13 protein-coding genes and 3 tRNA genes are annotated in these 17,517 nt (G+C 41.9%); 10 read left to right on the top strand and 6 right to left on the bottom strand.

Annotated features, from left to right (window positions below; translation table 11 throughout):
* Window positions 1-32: 32 nt before the first annotated feature.
* Window positions 33-1,559: an acetaldehyde dehydrogenase ExaC gene (gene exaC / locus AAEY87_RS08125; RefSeq protein ID WP_068036757.1), complete on the bottom strand. Its 1,527-nt coding sequence runs from the start codon at window positions 1,557-1,559 to the stop codon at window positions 33-35.
* 454 nt (window positions 1,560-2,013) lie between these two features.
* Between exaC and AAEY87_RS08130 the strand changes: the two genes are divergently transcribed.
* The 3 genes from AAEY87_RS08130 (at window position 2,014) to AAEY87_RS08140 (ending at window position 5,315) form a co-directional block, all read left to right on the top strand.
* Window positions 2,014-3,927, top strand: coding sequence for a DEAD/DEAH box helicase (locus AAEY87_RS08130; RefSeq protein ID WP_350656733.1), 1,914 nt, complete (start codon window positions 2,014-2,016; stop codon window positions 3,925-3,927).
* A 53-nt stretch (window positions 3,928-3,980) separates the two neighbouring features.
* Window positions 3,981-5,162 (top strand): type I glyceraldehyde-3-phosphate dehydrogenase, encoded by a 1,182-nt coding sequence (locus tag AAEY87_RS08135; RefSeq protein ID WP_350656734.1) that lies wholly within the window; start codon window positions 3,981-3,983, stop codon window positions 5,160-5,162.
* A gap of 62 nt (window positions 5,163-5,224) precedes the next feature.
* A tRNA-Ser gene (locus AAEY87_RS08140) sits at window positions 5,225-5,315 on the top strand.
* A 132-nt stretch (window positions 5,316-5,447) separates the two neighbouring features.
* Here the strand turns inward: AAEY87_RS08140 and AAEY87_RS08145 are convergent.
* The 5 genes from AAEY87_RS08145 to AAEY87_RS08165 form a co-directional block, all read right to left on the bottom strand.
* A complete protein-coding gene (locus AAEY87_RS08145; RefSeq protein WP_350656735.1) occupies window positions 5,448-6,263 on the bottom strand; it encodes a hypothetical protein in 816 nt (271 codons plus the stop codon).
* 454 nt (window positions 6,264-6,717) lie between these two features.
* Complete coding sequence (locus tag AAEY87_RS08150; RefSeq protein ID WP_068036744.1) at window positions 6,718-7,047, bottom strand: CopG family transcriptional regulator; 330 nt, start codon at window positions 7,045-7,047, stop codon at window positions 6,718-6,720.
* A gap of 232 nt (window positions 7,048-7,279) precedes the next feature.
* A tRNA-Asn gene (locus AAEY87_RS08155) sits at window positions 7,280-7,355 on the bottom strand.
* A 472-nt stretch (window positions 7,356-7,827) separates the two neighbouring features.
* Window positions 7,828-7,903, bottom strand: a tRNA-Asn gene (locus tag AAEY87_RS08160).
* Window positions 7,904-8,149: 246 nt separating this feature from the next.
* Complete coding sequence (locus tag AAEY87_RS08165) at window positions 8,150-9,352, bottom strand: pyridoxal phosphate-dependent aminotransferase (protein WP_350656736.1); 1,203 nt, start codon at window positions 9,350-9,352, stop codon at window positions 8,150-8,152.
* 487 nt (window positions 9,353-9,839) lie between these two features.
* Here AAEY87_RS08165 and AAEY87_RS08170 point away from each other — a divergent pair, with 487 nt between their 5' ends.
* The 7 genes from AAEY87_RS08170 (at window position 9,840) to AAEY87_RS08200 (ending at window position 17,295) form a co-directional block, all read left to right on the top strand.
* Window positions 9,840-10,577 (top strand): SDR family NAD(P)-dependent oxidoreductase, encoded by a 738-nt coding sequence (locus AAEY87_RS08170; protein ID WP_068036739.1) that lies wholly within the window; start codon window positions 9,840-9,842, stop codon window positions 10,575-10,577.
* A gap of 65 nt (window positions 10,578-10,642) precedes the next feature.
* Window positions 10,643-12,370 carry an NAD(P)/FAD-dependent oxidoreductase gene (locus tag AAEY87_RS08175; RefSeq protein ID WP_350656737.1) on the top strand — a complete coding sequence of 576 codons (1,728 nt, stop codon included), beginning with the start codon at window positions 10,643-10,645 and terminating at the stop codon, window positions 12,368-12,370.
* 33 nt (window positions 12,371-12,403) lie between these two features.
* Window positions 12,404-13,375 carry a DUF1365 domain-containing protein gene (locus AAEY87_RS08180; RefSeq protein ID WP_350656738.1) on the top strand — a complete coding sequence of 324 codons (972 nt, stop codon included), beginning with the start codon at window positions 12,404-12,406 and terminating at the stop codon, window positions 13,373-13,375.
* Between the two features lie 69 nt (window positions 13,376-13,444).
* The gene (locus AAEY87_RS08185) at window positions 13,445-14,836 is read left to right on the top strand and encodes a class I SAM-dependent methyltransferase (protein WP_350656740.1); all 1,392 of its coding nucleotides are present in this window, start codon (window positions 13,445-13,447) and stop codon (window positions 14,834-14,836) included.
* Window positions 14,837-14,910: 74 nt separating this feature from the next.
* Window positions 14,911-15,321 carry a DUF2177 family protein gene (locus tag AAEY87_RS08190; protein WP_068036731.1) on the top strand — a complete coding sequence of 137 codons (411 nt, stop codon included), beginning with the start codon at window positions 14,911-14,913 and terminating at the stop codon, window positions 15,319-15,321.
* Window positions 15,322-15,478: 157 nt separating this feature from the next.
* Window positions 15,479-16,042, top strand: coding sequence for an acyl-CoA thioesterase (locus AAEY87_RS08195; RefSeq protein ID WP_068328573.1), 564 nt, complete (start codon window positions 15,479-15,481; stop codon window positions 16,040-16,042).
* 149 nt (window positions 16,043-16,191) lie between these two features.
* Window positions 16,192-17,295 (top strand): cation diffusion facilitator family transporter, encoded by a 1,104-nt coding sequence (locus tag AAEY87_RS08200; RefSeq protein WP_068328571.1) that lies wholly within the window; start codon window positions 16,192-16,194, stop codon window positions 17,293-17,295.
* The last annotated feature ends 222 nt before the right edge of the window (window positions 17,296-17,517 follow it).

Consider the following 17,517-nt stretch of genomic DNA (forward strand, 5'->3'; position numbering starts at 1 on the left):
GTTTTTGCCATAAAGTGCTTTGAGAGGTAGATTTAAAAGAAGCCCATCGCTTTAGGACTATAAGATACCAGCATGTTTTTGGTTTGTTGATAATGATCTAGCATCATTAGATGGTTTTCACGGCCGATACCAGACTGCTTATAACCGCCAAACGCTGAATGCGCAGGATAGAGGTGATAACAATTCGTCCAAACGCGACCGGCTTTAATGCCACGACCGAAACGATAAGCGCGAGTGCCGTTACGCGTCCATACGCCAGCACCAAGACCGTATAAGGTATCATTGGCGAGCGCCATCGCTTCTTCATCGTCTTTAAAGGTAGTAACGGCAAGCACAGGACCAAAGATTTCTTCTTGGAACACGCGCATATCATTGGTGCCTTCAAAAATGGTTGGTTGTACATAATAACCGTTTGCCATTTCACCATCATGTTTGGCGAGTTCACCACCGACAAGGACTTTCGCGCCTTCTTTTTTACCAATATCGAGATAAGATAGGATTTTTTCTAACTGATCTGAGCTGGCTTGAGCACCGATCATAGTATCAGTATCGAGTGGATTGCCCATTTTGATGGCTTTAACGCGCGCGATACAACGCTTCATAAATTCATCATAGATGCTTTCGTGCACGAGGGCGCGTGATGGGCAAGTACAGACTTCGCCTTGGTTTAGCGCAAACATGACCAAACCTTCAACTGCCTTGTCTAAGAAGTCATCATCTTCATCCATGATATCGGCAAAGAAGATGTTTGGACTTTTTCCACCCAGCTCTAGAGTCACCGGAATGATATTTTCACTGGCATATTGCATAATGAGGCGACCAGTGGTGGTCTCACCAGTAAAGGACACTTTATCAATACGTGGGTTAGAAGCGATTGGTTTACCAGCTTCAACACCAAAGCCGTTAATGACATTCAGTACGCCTTTAGGCAGAATGTCCGCTGCACCTATTAAGTCAAGCATATATAAAACAGAAGCAGGGGTTTGCTCGGCTGGCTTGAGGACGACACAGTTACCCGCTGCAAGAGCAGGGGCAATTTTCCAGATTGCCATTAGAATAGGGAAGTTCCAAGGAATGATTTGACCGACGACGCCAAGTGGTTCATGAAAATGATAAGCGACTGTATCTTCATCAATTTGGCTGATGCCGCCTTCTTGTGCGCGGATAACGCCAGCAAAGTAACGCAAATGGTCGATGGCGATTGGAATATCAGCGGCGAGGGTTTCACGTACAGGTTTACCGTTTTCATAGCTCTCGGCGATAGCGATTGCCTCTAAATTGGCCTCGATACCGTCGGCAAGTTTGAGCAACATATTAGAGCGTTCAGTAACACTGGTTTTGCCCCACGCATCTTTGGCGGCATGAGCGGCATCTAGCGCAGCTTCGACATCCGCTTCTTTTGAGCGTGCGACTTGGCAGATAGACTTACCATCGATAGGACTTGTATTATCAAAGTATTCACCATCAGCTGGTGCAACCCACTCACCGTTGATAAAATTGTCATATTTTTCGCGGAATTGGACAGGACTGTTTTCAGTATTGGGATAGGCGTATAACATTAACGACTCCTTGTTGTATTGTTTGAGATAGATCACATGAAAGTTTATTTATTATTTTATAAAAAGCTATAAAAAATATATGCTTACGTGTTTAATAGCCAATCTTCCTGATTAACTACTCACCCTATCGTACTGAGCTTTGACACAGAGTTATAATGACTTTTTATAATGATATATTTCGCATCGCATAACTTTAAGTTATATAAGATGATTGAGTTAAAGTAGTTCGCAAAGTTGGTGCAGCTGTTATAATTGTTGCCAAATACTCTAAGCTGCTACAGTCAAAGCATTTGTACAATTTTAAGGCGCTCATCTTGCTTGATTTATCCAATGTACTATTTGCGCTGAATTGCCTTGTACCAATTTTTAACTGCTTCGACTATCAATGCATAGAGGGCGACTTTGTTCTCTTCTACTTTTTTCTTATTACTATTAACTTAATTGGTTTGGATATATGCGTCAATCTTCTGCTCTTGATATCTTAAAAACAGGTCAAAATGTATTTTTGACAGGCTCAGCAGGTTCAGGTAAGACTTATACTCTCAATCAGTATATCAATTATTTGCGTGCGCGCCGTGTGCCAGTCGCTGTCACTGCAAGTACCGGTATCGCGGCCACACACATGAACGGCACAACTATTCATAGCTGGTCGGGCATCGGTATTAAAGATGAGCTAACTGATCGTGATTTAACCAATTTATCACGCAAACAATTTTTAGCGGACAGGTTGAAAGACACTGCTGTTCTAATTATTGATGAGATATCGATGTTGCATGCCAAGCAGATCAATTTGGTCAGCCAAGTGCTTAAGCATGTGCGCAAAAATGACAAGGCATTTGGTGGTATTCAGGTCGTTGTCGCTGGAGACTTTTTTCAGCTACCGCCAATTGGCAGTAAGGGCGAGAGTAACCGTGAGAAGTTCGCTTTTATGTCGGAGGCTTGGCTTGATGCCAAGTTTCATATTTGCTATCTGTCTGAGCAACATCGGCAAGTGAGCGAGGCCGCTAATGGCGGGCTTGATTTAGACGATATTCTTAACCAAATCCGTCGCCAAGAAGTCACTTTTGAAGCGATTGCTGCCTTAGAAGCCACCTATGATCAAAACGTCGATATCAAGCGTACACGTCTGTACACGCACAATCTCAACGTCAATAAAATCAATGATAAAGAGCTGGCTGCGTTAGATGGCGAGATGATGCGTTTTGAGTCCACGGTGACTGGCGATAGTAAACTGGTTGAGACACTCAAAAAGACGGTGCGTACTCAAGATGAGCTCATTCTCAAAGTTGGCGCAAAAGTGATGTTTATCAAAAACAATACCGAGCTTGGCGTCTCTAATGGCACGATGGGTGAGTTGATAGGCTTTGCGGCAGTAAAGGTCGATGACAGCAAAGACAATAGTGACCCTTTAATTGAAGAAGACGGCAGTACGGACAGTGATACAGATACTGCCAAAAACAAAAGCAAAGATAAAGAAAAGCCCAAAGCTAAAAAGCTAACGACGCAGAAAATGCCAGTGGTTAGACTTAATTCAGGACGTGAAGTCATCGCTGAGCCTGAAGAGTGGATAATCGAAGATGAGACTGGAGACGTGCTAGCAAGTTATTTGCAAGTACCATTATGCTTAGCTTGGGCGATTACCATTCATAAGTCGCAAGGCATGACCCTTGATGCTGCGGAAATTGACTTGTCACGTACTTTTGAGCTGGGACAAGGTTATGTGGCGTTATCACGGCTTAAGTCGCTGGCGGGTTTGCAGCTGCTGGGTATGAATGATATGAGCTTGCAACTTGATCCACTGGCACGCGGGGCCGACAAACGCTTTTTAGTGCTGTCCGATGAAGCTGATGCCAACTATGCAATGCTTGATGAAGAAAGCATGAAGCAGGCGCATGAGAAGTTTGTTTTGAAAGCAGGCGGTACACTGAGTCAGTCAGTCATTGACGCGTATATAAGTCTGCAAAAAAAGCGCCGTGAGCAACAACAGGCGCAACAAGACAAGAAACAAAAATTAGGCAATCAAGTCTCTGATAAATCAGATAGTACGCTGCTAGCGACGCGGCTGCTCTTAGAAGAAAGCTTATCCATCGCTGATATCGCGCAGACGCGTGAGCTTGCGCAGTCAACGATTATGCGCCACATTAGTGATCTTAAACGCCAAGACCCAAGCCTTGCCTGTGATCATCTGCGTCCTGACGACGAAGTAATGATGGCAGTAGGTAATGCCTATGTGGCGATTAAAGTCGCCAATAATCCGAATGATTTTAACGATAATGGTAGTGTGAAAATCAAGCCTATTTACGAGAGTCTTAAACAAAGTGTCGATTACAATACTATTCGTTTGGCGCTGATTTTTATTACACCGTAGGCTTGCAATCTTGCTCCCTATATTATCCCCTACTTTTATAGCGATACCTTGTTATGCCTGATTTTTCTAGTGCCAACTATCGACTCACGTCAGATCCTGCAGTAGCAGCGGTGTTTCATCCTACCAGCGAGCACACGCAGCCACTAAGAGTCGCTATTAATGGTTTTGGACGTATAGGGCGTAATGTACTGCGCGCACTGCTAGAGCGTTTTGAGGTGCTTGGACGAGCGATTCATGTAGTGGCTATTAACGACTTGGCATCCCCCGATATTTTATTGCACCTATTAAAGTTTGATAGCACTCATGGTCGATTGAGCCGTCTTGGCGTTAGTGCGGACATAGTAGAAGGCTTGGCCGACGAATATAGTGAAACTCAGCTATGCTTAACTAAAAACAATCATACTTACTGTATACGCATGCTCTCAGAGCCAGATCCTAAGCAGCTACCATGGCAGACGCTTGGAATCGATGTGGTCTTAGAGTGTACGGGACATTTTCGCTCTTATGAGCAAGCACATTTGCATATCGAAGCTGGGGCACAACAAGTTATTATTGGAGCTGCGCCCTTTGATGATGTCGACGCTTGTATTGTCATGGGCGTAAATACTGAGTCGCTAACGTGCAAGCTACCGATTATTTCTAGCGTCTCTTGTACTACGCAGGCATTAGTACCGCTGATTGATACGCTTGATAAAGCATTTGGTGTAGAGTCGGCGATGATGACAGAGATACATTCGGTCACCGCTGATCAGACAGTACTTGATCAGGCTCACCGAGACCCAAGACGAGCGCGTGCTTCTGGCTATAATATTATTCCTACGACTTCTAGTAGTATCGCAGCCACGGAACGCGTGTTGCCAGCAATGGTAGGGAAGATTAATGGTCATTCTATTCGAGTACCAACCATTGATGTTGCAGCGATTGATGTGACCTTTGTATTTAATGCGCCAGATGTTAGCGTGGATAACATGCGAGAAGTGCTTAAATCTGCCAGCCAAGCGCATTTGCTCGATATTATGGCCTATACCGATGAACCTCTAGTATCAAGTGACTTTATTCATCAGCCTGAGTCACTCATCATTGATGGTCAGCAGCTTATGCAAATAGGTAATCAATATAAGGTTTTTGCTTGGTATGATAATGAGTGGGGTTATGCCAATAGGCTTCTTGATATGTGTTTGCACCTAGCTTCTAGTAAGCAAGAAATAAGTAAAAAACGTCCAGCAGTAAAATAATTCAAGTTTTTTGAAATATGCGCTTGCATTCTCATTTCATATCGCTATAATGATGCACAAATGGAGACGTGGCAGAGCGGTTGAATGCACCGGTCTTGAAAACCGACAAGGGTTCATAGCCCTTCGAGAGTTCGAATCTCTCCGTCTCCGCCAAATTCAAAAAGCCCCAATCAATAACTGATTGGGGCTTTTTTTATGGCTATTTTTTATAGAATTATAAGCCAAATAACTTACAGTATATCTAGCAGTAAAACATTTAATTAGCCTTAATATGAATTAAACAGTCTACTTCGCAAGCGCGTTTACAAACTTAATATTCTGTCCATCCGTCAGAGTTAGCGTACCTTCACTAATTTCTATTGTCACATCTTGTGCATTTCTAATCGCACGCATGACATTGATATCCTCAATACTACTCTCAATGATTATTTTGCCAGATTGCTCCGGCTCGATTGGCGATTTGAACTGCGTTAACGGCACATTAAATTTTTTGCCTTTTGTCAGCTTTGCGTCTTTCATTAGCAGTGTTCCTTGAAAGCTCTTAATAGCCACTGTGCCATGATTAGACAGCATAAACTGTAGCTTCACCTGATTTAAGCTATCGCTATCGCTGGTCTTGACTGGTAGTAGGGCGACAGGATAAGTTAAGGCATGAATAGCGCCTTTCTGTTGATTTATAACAACAGGGCTTTTTTTACCAGTTGGATTGTTAGGATGCAGGCGCTCGTACTCGCGTTGTTGTACTAGGGCTTGCTTAATCGTTATGCGTGGCATCGCTCCAGACTCGTAAGCACCGCTAAGCTTCATTCGTAGCATATAGCGGCTAAGCAGCTGTCTATCACCCTCAGGTAACTGCTCAAAGGTATCTCCTAGCTTTGTTTGCCATTGATCAGAGTTAGTTGGTATGGTCTGCTTACTGGGATCAGTCGGCGGCTTTGAACAGCCACTTAGTAAAGGTAATGCTCCTAGGCACAAGACAAGCAATGCAGTTGTGCTCATGCGCTGGTAAGAGTATTGAGCACGAATTTTATGCGAGGTATTAGAGCGATGTGCCAAAGCGTGCGTGCTCGCTACCAATCGTTTCTTCAAAAAATTTACCATCATCTACCTCCTTGTTGTTTTCTAATAGACTCTCTAATTATTATATAGTGGCAGGGTTAAATCTATTTTGCCTATTAGGATTGAATCGGCCTTACTGCAACTCACTTCAATTGCAATATACCGTATTTTGATGAGTAGTATTATGAGTCATCGTTGGCTATTATGTTAAATTATGCTTAACATTAAAGTTTTATAGGATAGAAAGAGAAGCTTTATATAATAAAAAAGAAGGATTTATACGATTAACAATAGAGTAGAGATAGACTAGGGATAAAGAATAGTTGCGAAAAGTAGTAAGGTAAATAATAAAGTAGGTTGTTGAAAATAAGGTACGCAAGATACAACCATAAAAAAAGCTAGCAGATAAGTGCGTTTAGGCAACCTAGCTGCTAGCTTTTTTTATCTATCTCTTAGAACATTAGTACCAATAACTAATCCAGTACGTAGGCCAGATCTAGTCGTTATTTTGTAATTCAGTCAACGGATGCGTGATGTTATTATTGTGAGTGACCACAATTGCTTCATCAATGATACGTTGGCTGACACCGCGCTTACGCAAGGTCTCAATAAAAACTTCATCATGTGCTAAGGTATAGTCTTGATGATCACGGTCAAGCCCTTGGCGAATGTACAAACGAATCAGCCCTTGAATGCGTTTAAATCCAAGCTCCGATGAAGTTGCCTCTAGCAGCTCAATCATCTCCTCAGAGAGGCGAATACTGATCGGGCGCATGATTTTTTGCGGATGATCAGAGAACTTATTTTTTATGCGTACAGGTATCATAATAAACCATTACTTTTAGTGACTAAAAACAAAGAACAAGAATGATAGTAGCTATTCATCTGCAATTGACGCTCAGAGTAGTTACTTATAAATATTTTAGATGGCCGTTATAAATTAACAGTTATCAATACTGCTTACCATACAACAAAACCACTGCAAAGAACACTACAGAGGCAAAAACAATAACCATAAAAAAGCCTTCATCAATAGTAGATGAAGGCTTTTCAATATATGGCTCCCCAACCTGGGCTCGAACCAGGGACACACGGATTAACAGTCCGTTGCTCTACCAACTGAGCTATTGGGGAATAAGCTGTGATAACGGCAAACCTGCTGAACGTGTCTGACATAGCAAGCACTAAGCTCGTTTGCGTTATGTGGGGCACATTTTAGCCAAGTAGCTGTAGCCTGTCAACCAAATAAATCACTAATCATCAGTTATTGATGATAATTTTTGATTTAACGATGTTTAGTACTAATTGTGCTGCATATTTGACCATTATTTGTCGTTTTTTCAAGCTATTTTGGTTGGAAGTAAGAGTTTGATTTAAGCAAAGACAGATAAGATGGTTAATGCAGGTAAAAACTTGAGTAATAGCCAAGCTGCGATTGTTTTTGATTAAGTTTTTTCTAGTCAAATTATTTAGGGCTAACTATCTAAGGTTAATCGTAGAGTTGCGCATATAGCACCCATAAAAAAACCCTCATCAAATCGACGAGGGTTTTGGCAAATGCCATAATTGAATTAATAATAATTCAAAGTAGTTTACTACTAAAATTTGGCTCTCCAACCTGGGCTCGAACCAGGGACACACGGATTAACAGTCCGTTGCTCTACCAACTGAGCTATTGGAGAATAAGCTGTAAGTGTTTAACTTCTTACAACGAGACTTAGAAGGCTCTAACGAGTTCTTGCTAAGTGGGGCGTATTCTAGCAAAAATAAAAGATACGTCAAGCTTTTTTCGCATTTTCTACAAAAATTATATTTTTCTGTGCTTACAAATCCCGTTATAAGCGTATTTTTGAAGTTGAAAAATTTAAGAAATATATGAAAAAAGACACCTAAGATAGATATCATAGGCGTCTTTTTTAGTTTAAAACTTACTCAGTAATATCAAGGTCTGCAACCGCTTTTTCAATACGTGATAGGGCATCTTTTAAAGTAGCTTCATCAGTGGCATATGAGATACGCATGTAGCCACCAAGACCAAATGCATCACCAGGGACGACTGCTACACCGACTTTCTCCAATAACCATTCTGAGAATTCAGTACAAGACGAGAGACCAGCCGCTTTAATCAATGGCACGATATTAGGATAGACATAGAATGCGCCATCAGGACGTAGACAAGTGATGCCTTTAATCGCATTTAAGCCATCGACGACGAGGTCACAACGCTGCTCGAAAGCTTCGACCATAGGCGTCAATACGCTTTGGTCACCGCTGATAGCCGCTTCGGCAGCGACTTGACTGATCGATGCTGGGCATGAGGTTGATTGTGATTGCACTTTTTTCATTGCGCCGATTAATTTAGCAGGGCCACCTGCATAACCAATACGCCAACCAGTCATCGCATACGCTTTTGATACGCCATTTAAAATAATCGCACGCTCTTTTAGCTCAGGTGCGGCATTTAAGATGTTGTAGAACTTATCACCTGTCCAGCGAATATGCTCGTACATATCATCAGAAGCCACATAAACTTGTGGATGCTTTTTGAGCACTTCAGCGATGGCTTTTAGCTCATCTAAGGTATAAATCATGCCTGTTGGGTTAGATGGACTATTCAGCACCAACAATTTGGTTTTGTCAGTAATGGCCGCTTCTAACTGTTCGGCAGTGATTTTAAAGTCTTGCTCAGCTGGACATTTCACGATGACTGGCACACCTTCAGCGATGATAACCATGTCAGGATAGCTGACCCAGTACGGTGCTGGAATGATGACTTCATCACCTGGATTGATAAAAGCTTGCGCAAGGTTAAAGAATGACTGCTTGCCACCGACCGATACCAAAATCTCATTAGGCTCATAGCTGAGGTCATTATCACGCTTGAACTTCTCAATAATGGCTTTTTTAAGCTCTGGGGTGCCATCGACAGCGGTGTACTTAGTAAAACCTTCGTTAATCGCTTGAATTGCTGCTTGTTTTACGTGTTCTGGGGTATCAAAGTCAGGCTCGCCTGCGCCCAAACCAATGATGTCTTTACCAGACGCTTTTAGCTCTTTGGCTTTATTAGTAATAGCTAGGGTAGGTGATGGTTTAATGTTGTTGACGCGGTCAGACAGTTGCAATTCGCTCATGAGAGCTCCTTTTTAGCGGGGAGTAAAAGTTGGGTAATCAAGGCTAATTATATAGCGTTATTAGTTATCGTTAGTACGGGGTAAAAACTGGAAGGCTGGGTTGAATATAAATCCATGAAGGCCTTTATATTAACTTTAATAAGTTCATTCTTGGCATTGTAGCATGCTGATATTGCGCTGTCTTAATTGGCAATAGGGCATTGCTGTGGCTAGTGTAAGAAAGAAAGTTGGTTCTAAACAACAACATTTATAAGAAACATCTTGCGAAGTTACAACAGTAATTATCAGTCCTTATACTATAATTATTTAACTGCCTATTATTTAGTTTTATTAAATGAATTAGAAGTTTCGATAAGATTATTGCTAACAGAGATACCTAGTATTATCTCTTAACATATTCATATTTTTGAATTTATAAAAATTTCGGTATTTAACAAGCTACTTCAAAGAACTACTGAAAAAAGACCACTCAAAAAAGGATCTTACGATGACGGACTCTCCTAGAAAACTACATATTTTAATCACTGGTGCAACCTCTGGTATTGGCTATCAATTGGCAAAGGACTACTTACAAGATGGTCATGAAGTGTACGCGGTTGGGCGTGATGACAAGGCATTAGCAGAGCTAAAAGACCTAGGCGCAACACCGATTGATTTAGATCTGATGGATCGCGAGAAGGTCATCGAGGCCTTTGACAAAGTAAATCAAATTGATTTAGCGATTTGTGGCGCAGGTATGTGTGAATATTTAGATATGCCTAATTTTGATAGTAGCGTCTTTATGAAAGTCATGTCGGTCAATATGGGTACGCTATCACATGCTATCGAAGGCGTGTTGCCCAAACTCATTGCCTCAAAAGGACGTTTAGTCGGCCTTGGTTCTGCTTCGGCTTATGTACCATTTGCCCGTGCGGAAGCTTACGGTAGCTCGAAAGCTGCGATTCATTACTTAATGAAAACCTTGCAAATTAGTCTAGCACCGCACCATGTCGATGTTAGTTTAGTGGTACCAGGTTTTGTAAAAACGCCAATGACGCAGCAAAATGACTTTCCAATGCCGTTTATACAGACGCCTGAGCAAGCAAGTTTTGCTATTCGTCAAGGTATCAAAGATGGCGATGAGGTCATTGAATTTCCCAGAAGACTAACGCTATCGTTAAAGACGTTAGGCGCATTGCCGGATACGGTATGGCAGCAAGTCAGTGAAAAAATGAATAAAAAATAGTGAGCTAAGCGACTCATTATCAAGCTAAGTAATGTCTTATTAAATAGAACACCAAGGAAAGTTTTATGCCATTTTTTCGCCGTCAGCGTGCATCTGATCAACCAAAAACTGTAAAGCAACAACCAGTACAAGCTAGCCAAACAGTCAATACTCAAGCAGACAATGACCAAGCAACAAAAAGTGTCGCTATTATCGGTTCTGGAATAGCAGGATTAGCTTGTGCCCATTATTTGGCTAAGCTCCATGAGGTAACAGTGTTTGAAGCCAGCGATTATATTGGCGGGCACGTAAATACGATCGATGTGACACTGCAATATGGCAAAAAGGCGAAGGGCACTAAAGTAGAAAGTAGCACAATAGATACGGGTTTTATCGTCTTTAACGAGCGTACTTACCCTAACTTTTTTCGTTTATTGCATGATTTGCAAGTACCGTTTCAAGCAACGGATATGAGCTTTTCAGTGAAAAATACCGCTCGCAACTTTGAATATAATGGTCATACGCTTAACACCTTACTATCGCAGCGCAAAAATGTTCTTAATCCTAAGTTCTGGGCGTTTATGACTGATATTTTGCAGTTCAATAAACATATCCGTCAATTGCGTCAAGACTATGAGACAGCGCGCGCACAAGGGCAGGACGTTAGGGGTTTTACTGAGCAAACCCTAGGTAGCTATCTGGTAAGTAAGCGTTATGGCGCTTTGTTTGCCGATAATTATCTGTTGCCGATGGTGTCAGCAATCTGGTCAACCAGTCTAGAAAAAGTACAAGATACGCCATTGGTATTCTTTGCCCAGTTTTTTGATAACCATGGCTTGCTCGATGTGGTTAATCGTCCGCAATGGTTCACCATCAAAGGTGGCTCTAAGCAGTATGTTAATAAGTTAGTGACGCGCTTTGTTAAAATCGGCGGTACTGTGCGAGTCAATAGTCCGGTGCAATCGGTCACTCGGCATGACAATAAAGTGACGTTAACCATCATCAATAAAAATACTAATAATGATGTGCAACAGTTAACCTTTGATGACGTTATCTTTGCTTGTCATGCAGATACGGCGCTGAAATTACTGAAAGATGCCAGTCCTGATGAGAGTGAAGTACTGGGACAATTTCAGTTTACTAATAATACGGCGGTGCTGCATACCGATACCGAAGTATTGCCAAAGAAATCACTAGCATGGGCCAGTTGGAATTACTTGATTGACAGTAAAGATAAAGCTCAGGATAAGACTGGTGAACGCGAACAACAAGCATCTGCGAAGCCAGTATTGACTTATCATATGAATATCTTGCAGCGTTTGACCAAGCAGCATAATTATCTAGTCACACTCAATAAAGACATTGATCCAGCACAAGTCATTAAGAGCATTGATTACAGCCATCCAGTATTTGATAACGGGATGATTGCTGCACAAGCTCAGTGGTCGCGTATATCGGGAAGTGGTCTACATACGCATTTTTGCGGAGCATATTGGTTCAATGGCTTTCATGAAGATGGCGTACGTAGTGGCCTGCGTGTCTGTCAGGCATTGGGTAGTACGATTGATATTAAAGATGAAGCCGATCCAAATCACCTACCCGATAGTGATAGCACGCACACGCCATTTCGTTATAGAGACTTGCCAGTAAAGGCAGATAAGCAAGCACGAAAACTCAAAAAACGTCACGTAATGACGGCTACTACCAATCAAGAGCTGGTGGACTATATCGCAACTTTACAACCAGCTGTACAAGCATTTAATAATAAGAAAAAACGAGGCTTATTCGGCCGTCGCAAAGCTAAAAATGCATAGCAGTGCAATAATATCATTATATAAGAGCACATTATGACTACCTCAGCCCATCCGTCTGACACCATGCCAATTCATGAGTTACCACAAGTCTCTAATATGTTGCTGCATCAGTTGTTTCAAGGGACAACGTGGCATAGTCGGTTGCTACCCAGCGTGCACAAATTTGCTTATCCGTATCGTTATTGGGGTGTCAATATCAGTGCGCTAGCAGCGGGAGAGTTATTACCGGAAGTGAGCACATTAGCCTTAGCCAAATCAATGTTAAATAAGCGTATCGGTATAAAAGGCTTACTGCTATTTTCAGCGAAAAAAAAAGCATTGCAGCAGTTCTGTGCAGATGATTATTTACATCCAAGTGTAGATGACGATGATGCTGATAACGACAAGAAGAATGGTTTAAATAGTGCTGAAACTCTCGAACAGCGCTTAAAAAAAGCGTTCATTGAGCATGCAGGTAGTGCTCCGGCAGGTGAGATGATGGGCATGGTAGTCTGCCGCAATGTTGGACTATATTTTAGTCCAGTAAATTTTTACTTGGGTTTCGATAAGGAGCAAATACCTACGCATCTGCTCGCAGAGGTTTCCAACACACCATGGGACAAACGTCACTATTATGGGTTTTTATTAGACGGTACTGACACCGAGTTTTGCCACGATAAAGACTTTCATGTTTCACCATTTAACCCGATAGATCAGCTGTATCGCTGGCAGATAAAGGTAAAAAAACAGTCAGATAATTGCTTGCAAGTTCGCATCGCTATCAACATAAGTGACGCGCGTGGTGAAGTATTAAAAACAGGGGTCAAGATGTCCGGTATACCGATGACACAGATGACAATTCGTGACAGTCTGCGGAAAAATCCGTTAATGAATTTTACGTCGCTGACACGTATTTATTGGCATGCTTTCAAGCTCTACGCTATTAAAAAGGTTCCTTATATCAATTACGATGAAAAGCTGGCTGATAGTCAGCAGCACGTCAAAGATTCTACAGATATCTCTTAGTAAAAGTGACCGTCAATCCTAACAAAAAATTTATACTTTAAAAATATAATATAAAAGGACACCAGCACGATGCCAGCACGCCCAACCGACCGTACACCTACATCAAAAATAGATAAAATCACTGCGCGTTTGAGTCAAACAATTAATGATAGTGTGGTCTTAAAGCCAGTTAATAAAAGTGTAAATTACTTGACTAGAAAGGCAATATTCCGTGCGCTTAGCTACCTTCAATTCGGTAGCATCACTTTAATAGAGGATTTTGACGAGCGAGCACTGAAGACAAACAGCTTCGGTAGCAAGCAGTCCAGCGCAATAAGCAGCTCAGCAGTGGGTCGTCACTCATTAGACGTTACTCTGACAATTCATGACAGTAATGTCTATCGTCGATTATTATTTGGCGGCTCTATTGCACTTGCCGATAGCTATATTGAGGGTGAGTGGGATACTGATGATTTGACTGGTTTAATACGGCTGGCTGCACGCAATTTAGCAGTGCTGAACAGTTTGGAAAATCGCTTTGCAGGTCTAAGTAAAACCTTAGAGAAAGCCAAGCATCAACTGCGCGGTAACGATCAGGCTGGCTCCAAATCTAATATTCTAGCGCATTATGATTTGGGTAATGCCATGTACGAGCGCTTTTTAGACCCGACTATGATGTACTCATCAGCGGTATACATGACACCTGATACAACGCTTGCAGAGGCACAGCAGCATAAGCTGGCACTGATCTGTCAGCGCTTGCAATTGACGGCTGATGATCATGTCATTGAAATCGGCACAGGCTGGGGCGGTTTTGCGATTTACGCGGCCAAACATTATGGCTGTCAGGTAACGACGACGACCATCTCTGACGCTCAGTATCAGGAGGCGCATCGCCGAGTCGAGGCGGCAGGACTGTCTGATAAAATCACCCTGCTTAAACAAGATTATCGTGAGCTGACAGGGAATTACGACAAGCTAGTAAGTATTGAGATGATAGAGGCAGTTGGTCATGAATATCTGCCAACGTTCTTTGCTAAATGTAATAGCTTACTCAAGCCTACAGGACTGATGGTGCTCCAAGCCATCACCTTTAATGATCAAGATTATGAAGATTATCTAGAATCGGTCGACTTTATCCAGACACATATTTTCCCTGGTGGTTGTTTGTTATCCAACCAAGAGCTAAATACTCAATTTACCGAACAGACAGATATGGTCATTAAGCAATTGCATGATTACGGCTTTGATTATGCTTATACATTGCGCGATTGGCGTACTGCTTTTATGGCGCAACGTGAAGAGATTAAAGCGCTCGGTTACGACGAGGCATTTATTCGTTTGTGGGAATTTTATTTCTGCTACTGTGAAGGCGGCTTTTTGGAGCGTACGATTGGAGTAGTACAGGTAACAGCAGTTAAGAAGGACAATATCGATTCGCTGCATTTTTCTGATTCGCCAGCAGCCCTGGTGTCAGCTTAGGTATAATTAGCGTAATAATAAGCAGTGCTGCAAGCGTGTCTCATGCTTAGTTACCATCATAAAAGGATATTATCATGGGTTATGTATTTATCTACCTTGCTGCGGTTGTCATATTTTTAGGTATCGACGCGGTCTGGCTTAAGACTATGACAGGCTTATTCTATGAAAAGCGTATCGGACACTTACTCGCTGATGAGCCAAATATGGTCGCGGCTGGCGTGTTTTACATGTTTTATCTATTAGCTCTCTGCATATTGATTCTTTACCCACAAATTAAAGCAGGTGCTTCGATCGGTCATATTTTTTTACTGGGCGGGTTAATAGGACTAATGGCTTACGGTACTTATGACTTTACCAATCTTGCGTTATATAAAGGCTTTACGTTAGATACTGCCTTAGTGGACTTCGTATGGGGCGGGTTATTAACAGGTTCTGTCAGTGCTATTGTGGCATGGCTGGCTTATCGTTTTCACTGGCTGAGCTAGTTAAATTGACAGTGATGAGTAGCTCGAAATATTGATTAACCGCTGATGCTGACCGACCGGACACTATCATAAAGCTGTCATAAAACAGCTGGTTTGCGTTACACTATTGCCAATTATGCACGCCACCTTTAACTGATAATAGCGAACTGGGAAAACTATGCCACAATTAAACACCACTTCAACGGCCAAAAAAGCCCCATTAAACCATGAGCTCTATATGTCGGTGCTAATGACGCCTGATATGGCAAACTTCATTGGTAATGTACATGGTGGTGATTTGCTTAAAATGCTTGATCAGGTCGCTTATGCTTGTGCCAGTCGTTATAGCGGTAGTTATGTGGTGACGCTGTCCGTCGATCAAGTGATGTTCCGTGAGCCCATCTATGTTGGTGAGCTGGTCACCTTTGCCGCGAGTGTCAATTATGTGGGCACAACTTCGATGGAAATTGGTATTCGCGTTGAAGCAGAAGATGTGCGCGCGCGTACCATTCGCCATACCAATAGCTGCTATTTCACCATGGTCGCTATCGATGATAACGGTAAACCGACACCTATTCCACCGCTTGATATTAAAAATGCCATGCAGCAATGCCGCTTTGACGCAGGTTTGGAGCGTAAAAATCTGCGCATGAATAGCTCACAACGTCCTAGCTGTGATATCGATGAAATGATTGGAAATTCAGCCAGTGCCACTAATGATAATGCTAAAAAAAGCGACTGATTATTTTATCTTAGGCTAGGCCATATCTCAGACTGGGCTCGCTTTTATTTTAAATAGCAAAGTATCTGTTGTTCTAAACAGCAAGGTAACTGCCGTAAACCATATAGTAAATATAGTAATTAAACATTCATTATTTTATTGAGACTATTATGAGTTTGAAGCCCTCGAAAACCAATCTACATGGCCATATTAATAGCCAGTCAGCGCCGCGCAGTCATCGTGCTCGCGGTGCTGGTAATCCCACTGAAGAGTCCAATTCTAGTTCTGCTCCTGATAAAGCCTCTAACTTTGCATCTAATAACGACGATCAACATTCTGGGTCATTAGTTACGGTACTGATTGCAGTCGGGGCAAACCTTATCATTGCTATTGCAAAAACAGTGGCTGCATTTATGACTGGCTCTGCCTCTATGATAGCGGAGTCAGCGCACTCTTGGGCAGATGCGGGTAACGGCACCTTATTAATTGTCGCAGAAAAAAAGGCGATTAAACCTGCTGATGAAAGTCATCCGTTAGGCTACGGTAAAGAGTCCTATGTTTGGTCAATGATTGCCGCTTTTGGCGTTTTTATGGCAGGTTCCATCGTTTCTATTTATACAGGTATCACCGAATGGAATGCTGCTGAGAGTGAAACTAACTACACCATTGGCTTTATTGTATTAGCGGTAGCTTTTGTACTTGAAGGTTTTTCGTTAATACAAGCTTACTTACAAAGCAAAAAACATGGTAAAGCGATTAATGTTAGCGCCATTGGTTATGTTGTTAATACTTCAAACCCAACTTTACGTGGTGTATTCTTTGAAGATTTGGCAGCTGTTATTGGCTTGGTTATCGCTGCTGCGGCAATGGGTATGCATGCTTATACTGGGCAGCCGTTTTGGGATGCACTTGGCTCCATCATTGTTGGCCTACTATTAGGAGTAGTAGCCATCTTTCTAATCAGCCGTAATCGTGATTTTTTAGTCGGATATAAGGTAACAGATAGCATACACAATTATGCGTTAGTCGAGCTGCTCAATCATCCTGATATCGATAGTGTCTCGTATCTGCATTTAGAGTGGGTCGGACCCAAAAAGATATTTATGGTAGCGGCAGTAGATATTGCCGGCAATCAAAAAGAAGAAAAAATCGCACAAAAATTCGAAGATATTGAAAACCAGTTCCGTGCAGATCCGTTATTTCAAGAGGCTATTCTGACACTCTCCGTGCCCAATGCCGAAATTTTGAGTCTAGAAAGTAGTGAGGCTGTCTGATATTTCTGTCAAACTGGTAGATAGCAATTATCAAAGCTGACATTCTAGTAACTTTTAAAACGCTGAATAAGTATTACTGAGTGAGTATTTAAGTTTTAAACGACAGGCAAAAAAAGGTCACCAATTACGGTGACCTTTTTGCATTCATATTCAGTTTTATACTAGCTTTTATGTATCAAATTTTTATATATCAAAGCTATTAGTTAGCTAAGTTTATAAAAA

The sequence above is a fragment of the Psychrobacter sp. S1-30-MNA-CIBAN-0213 genome (genome assembly GCF_040309845.1).
Lineage (GTDB): Bacteria > Pseudomonadota > Gammaproteobacteria > Pseudomonadales > Moraxellaceae > Psychrobacter.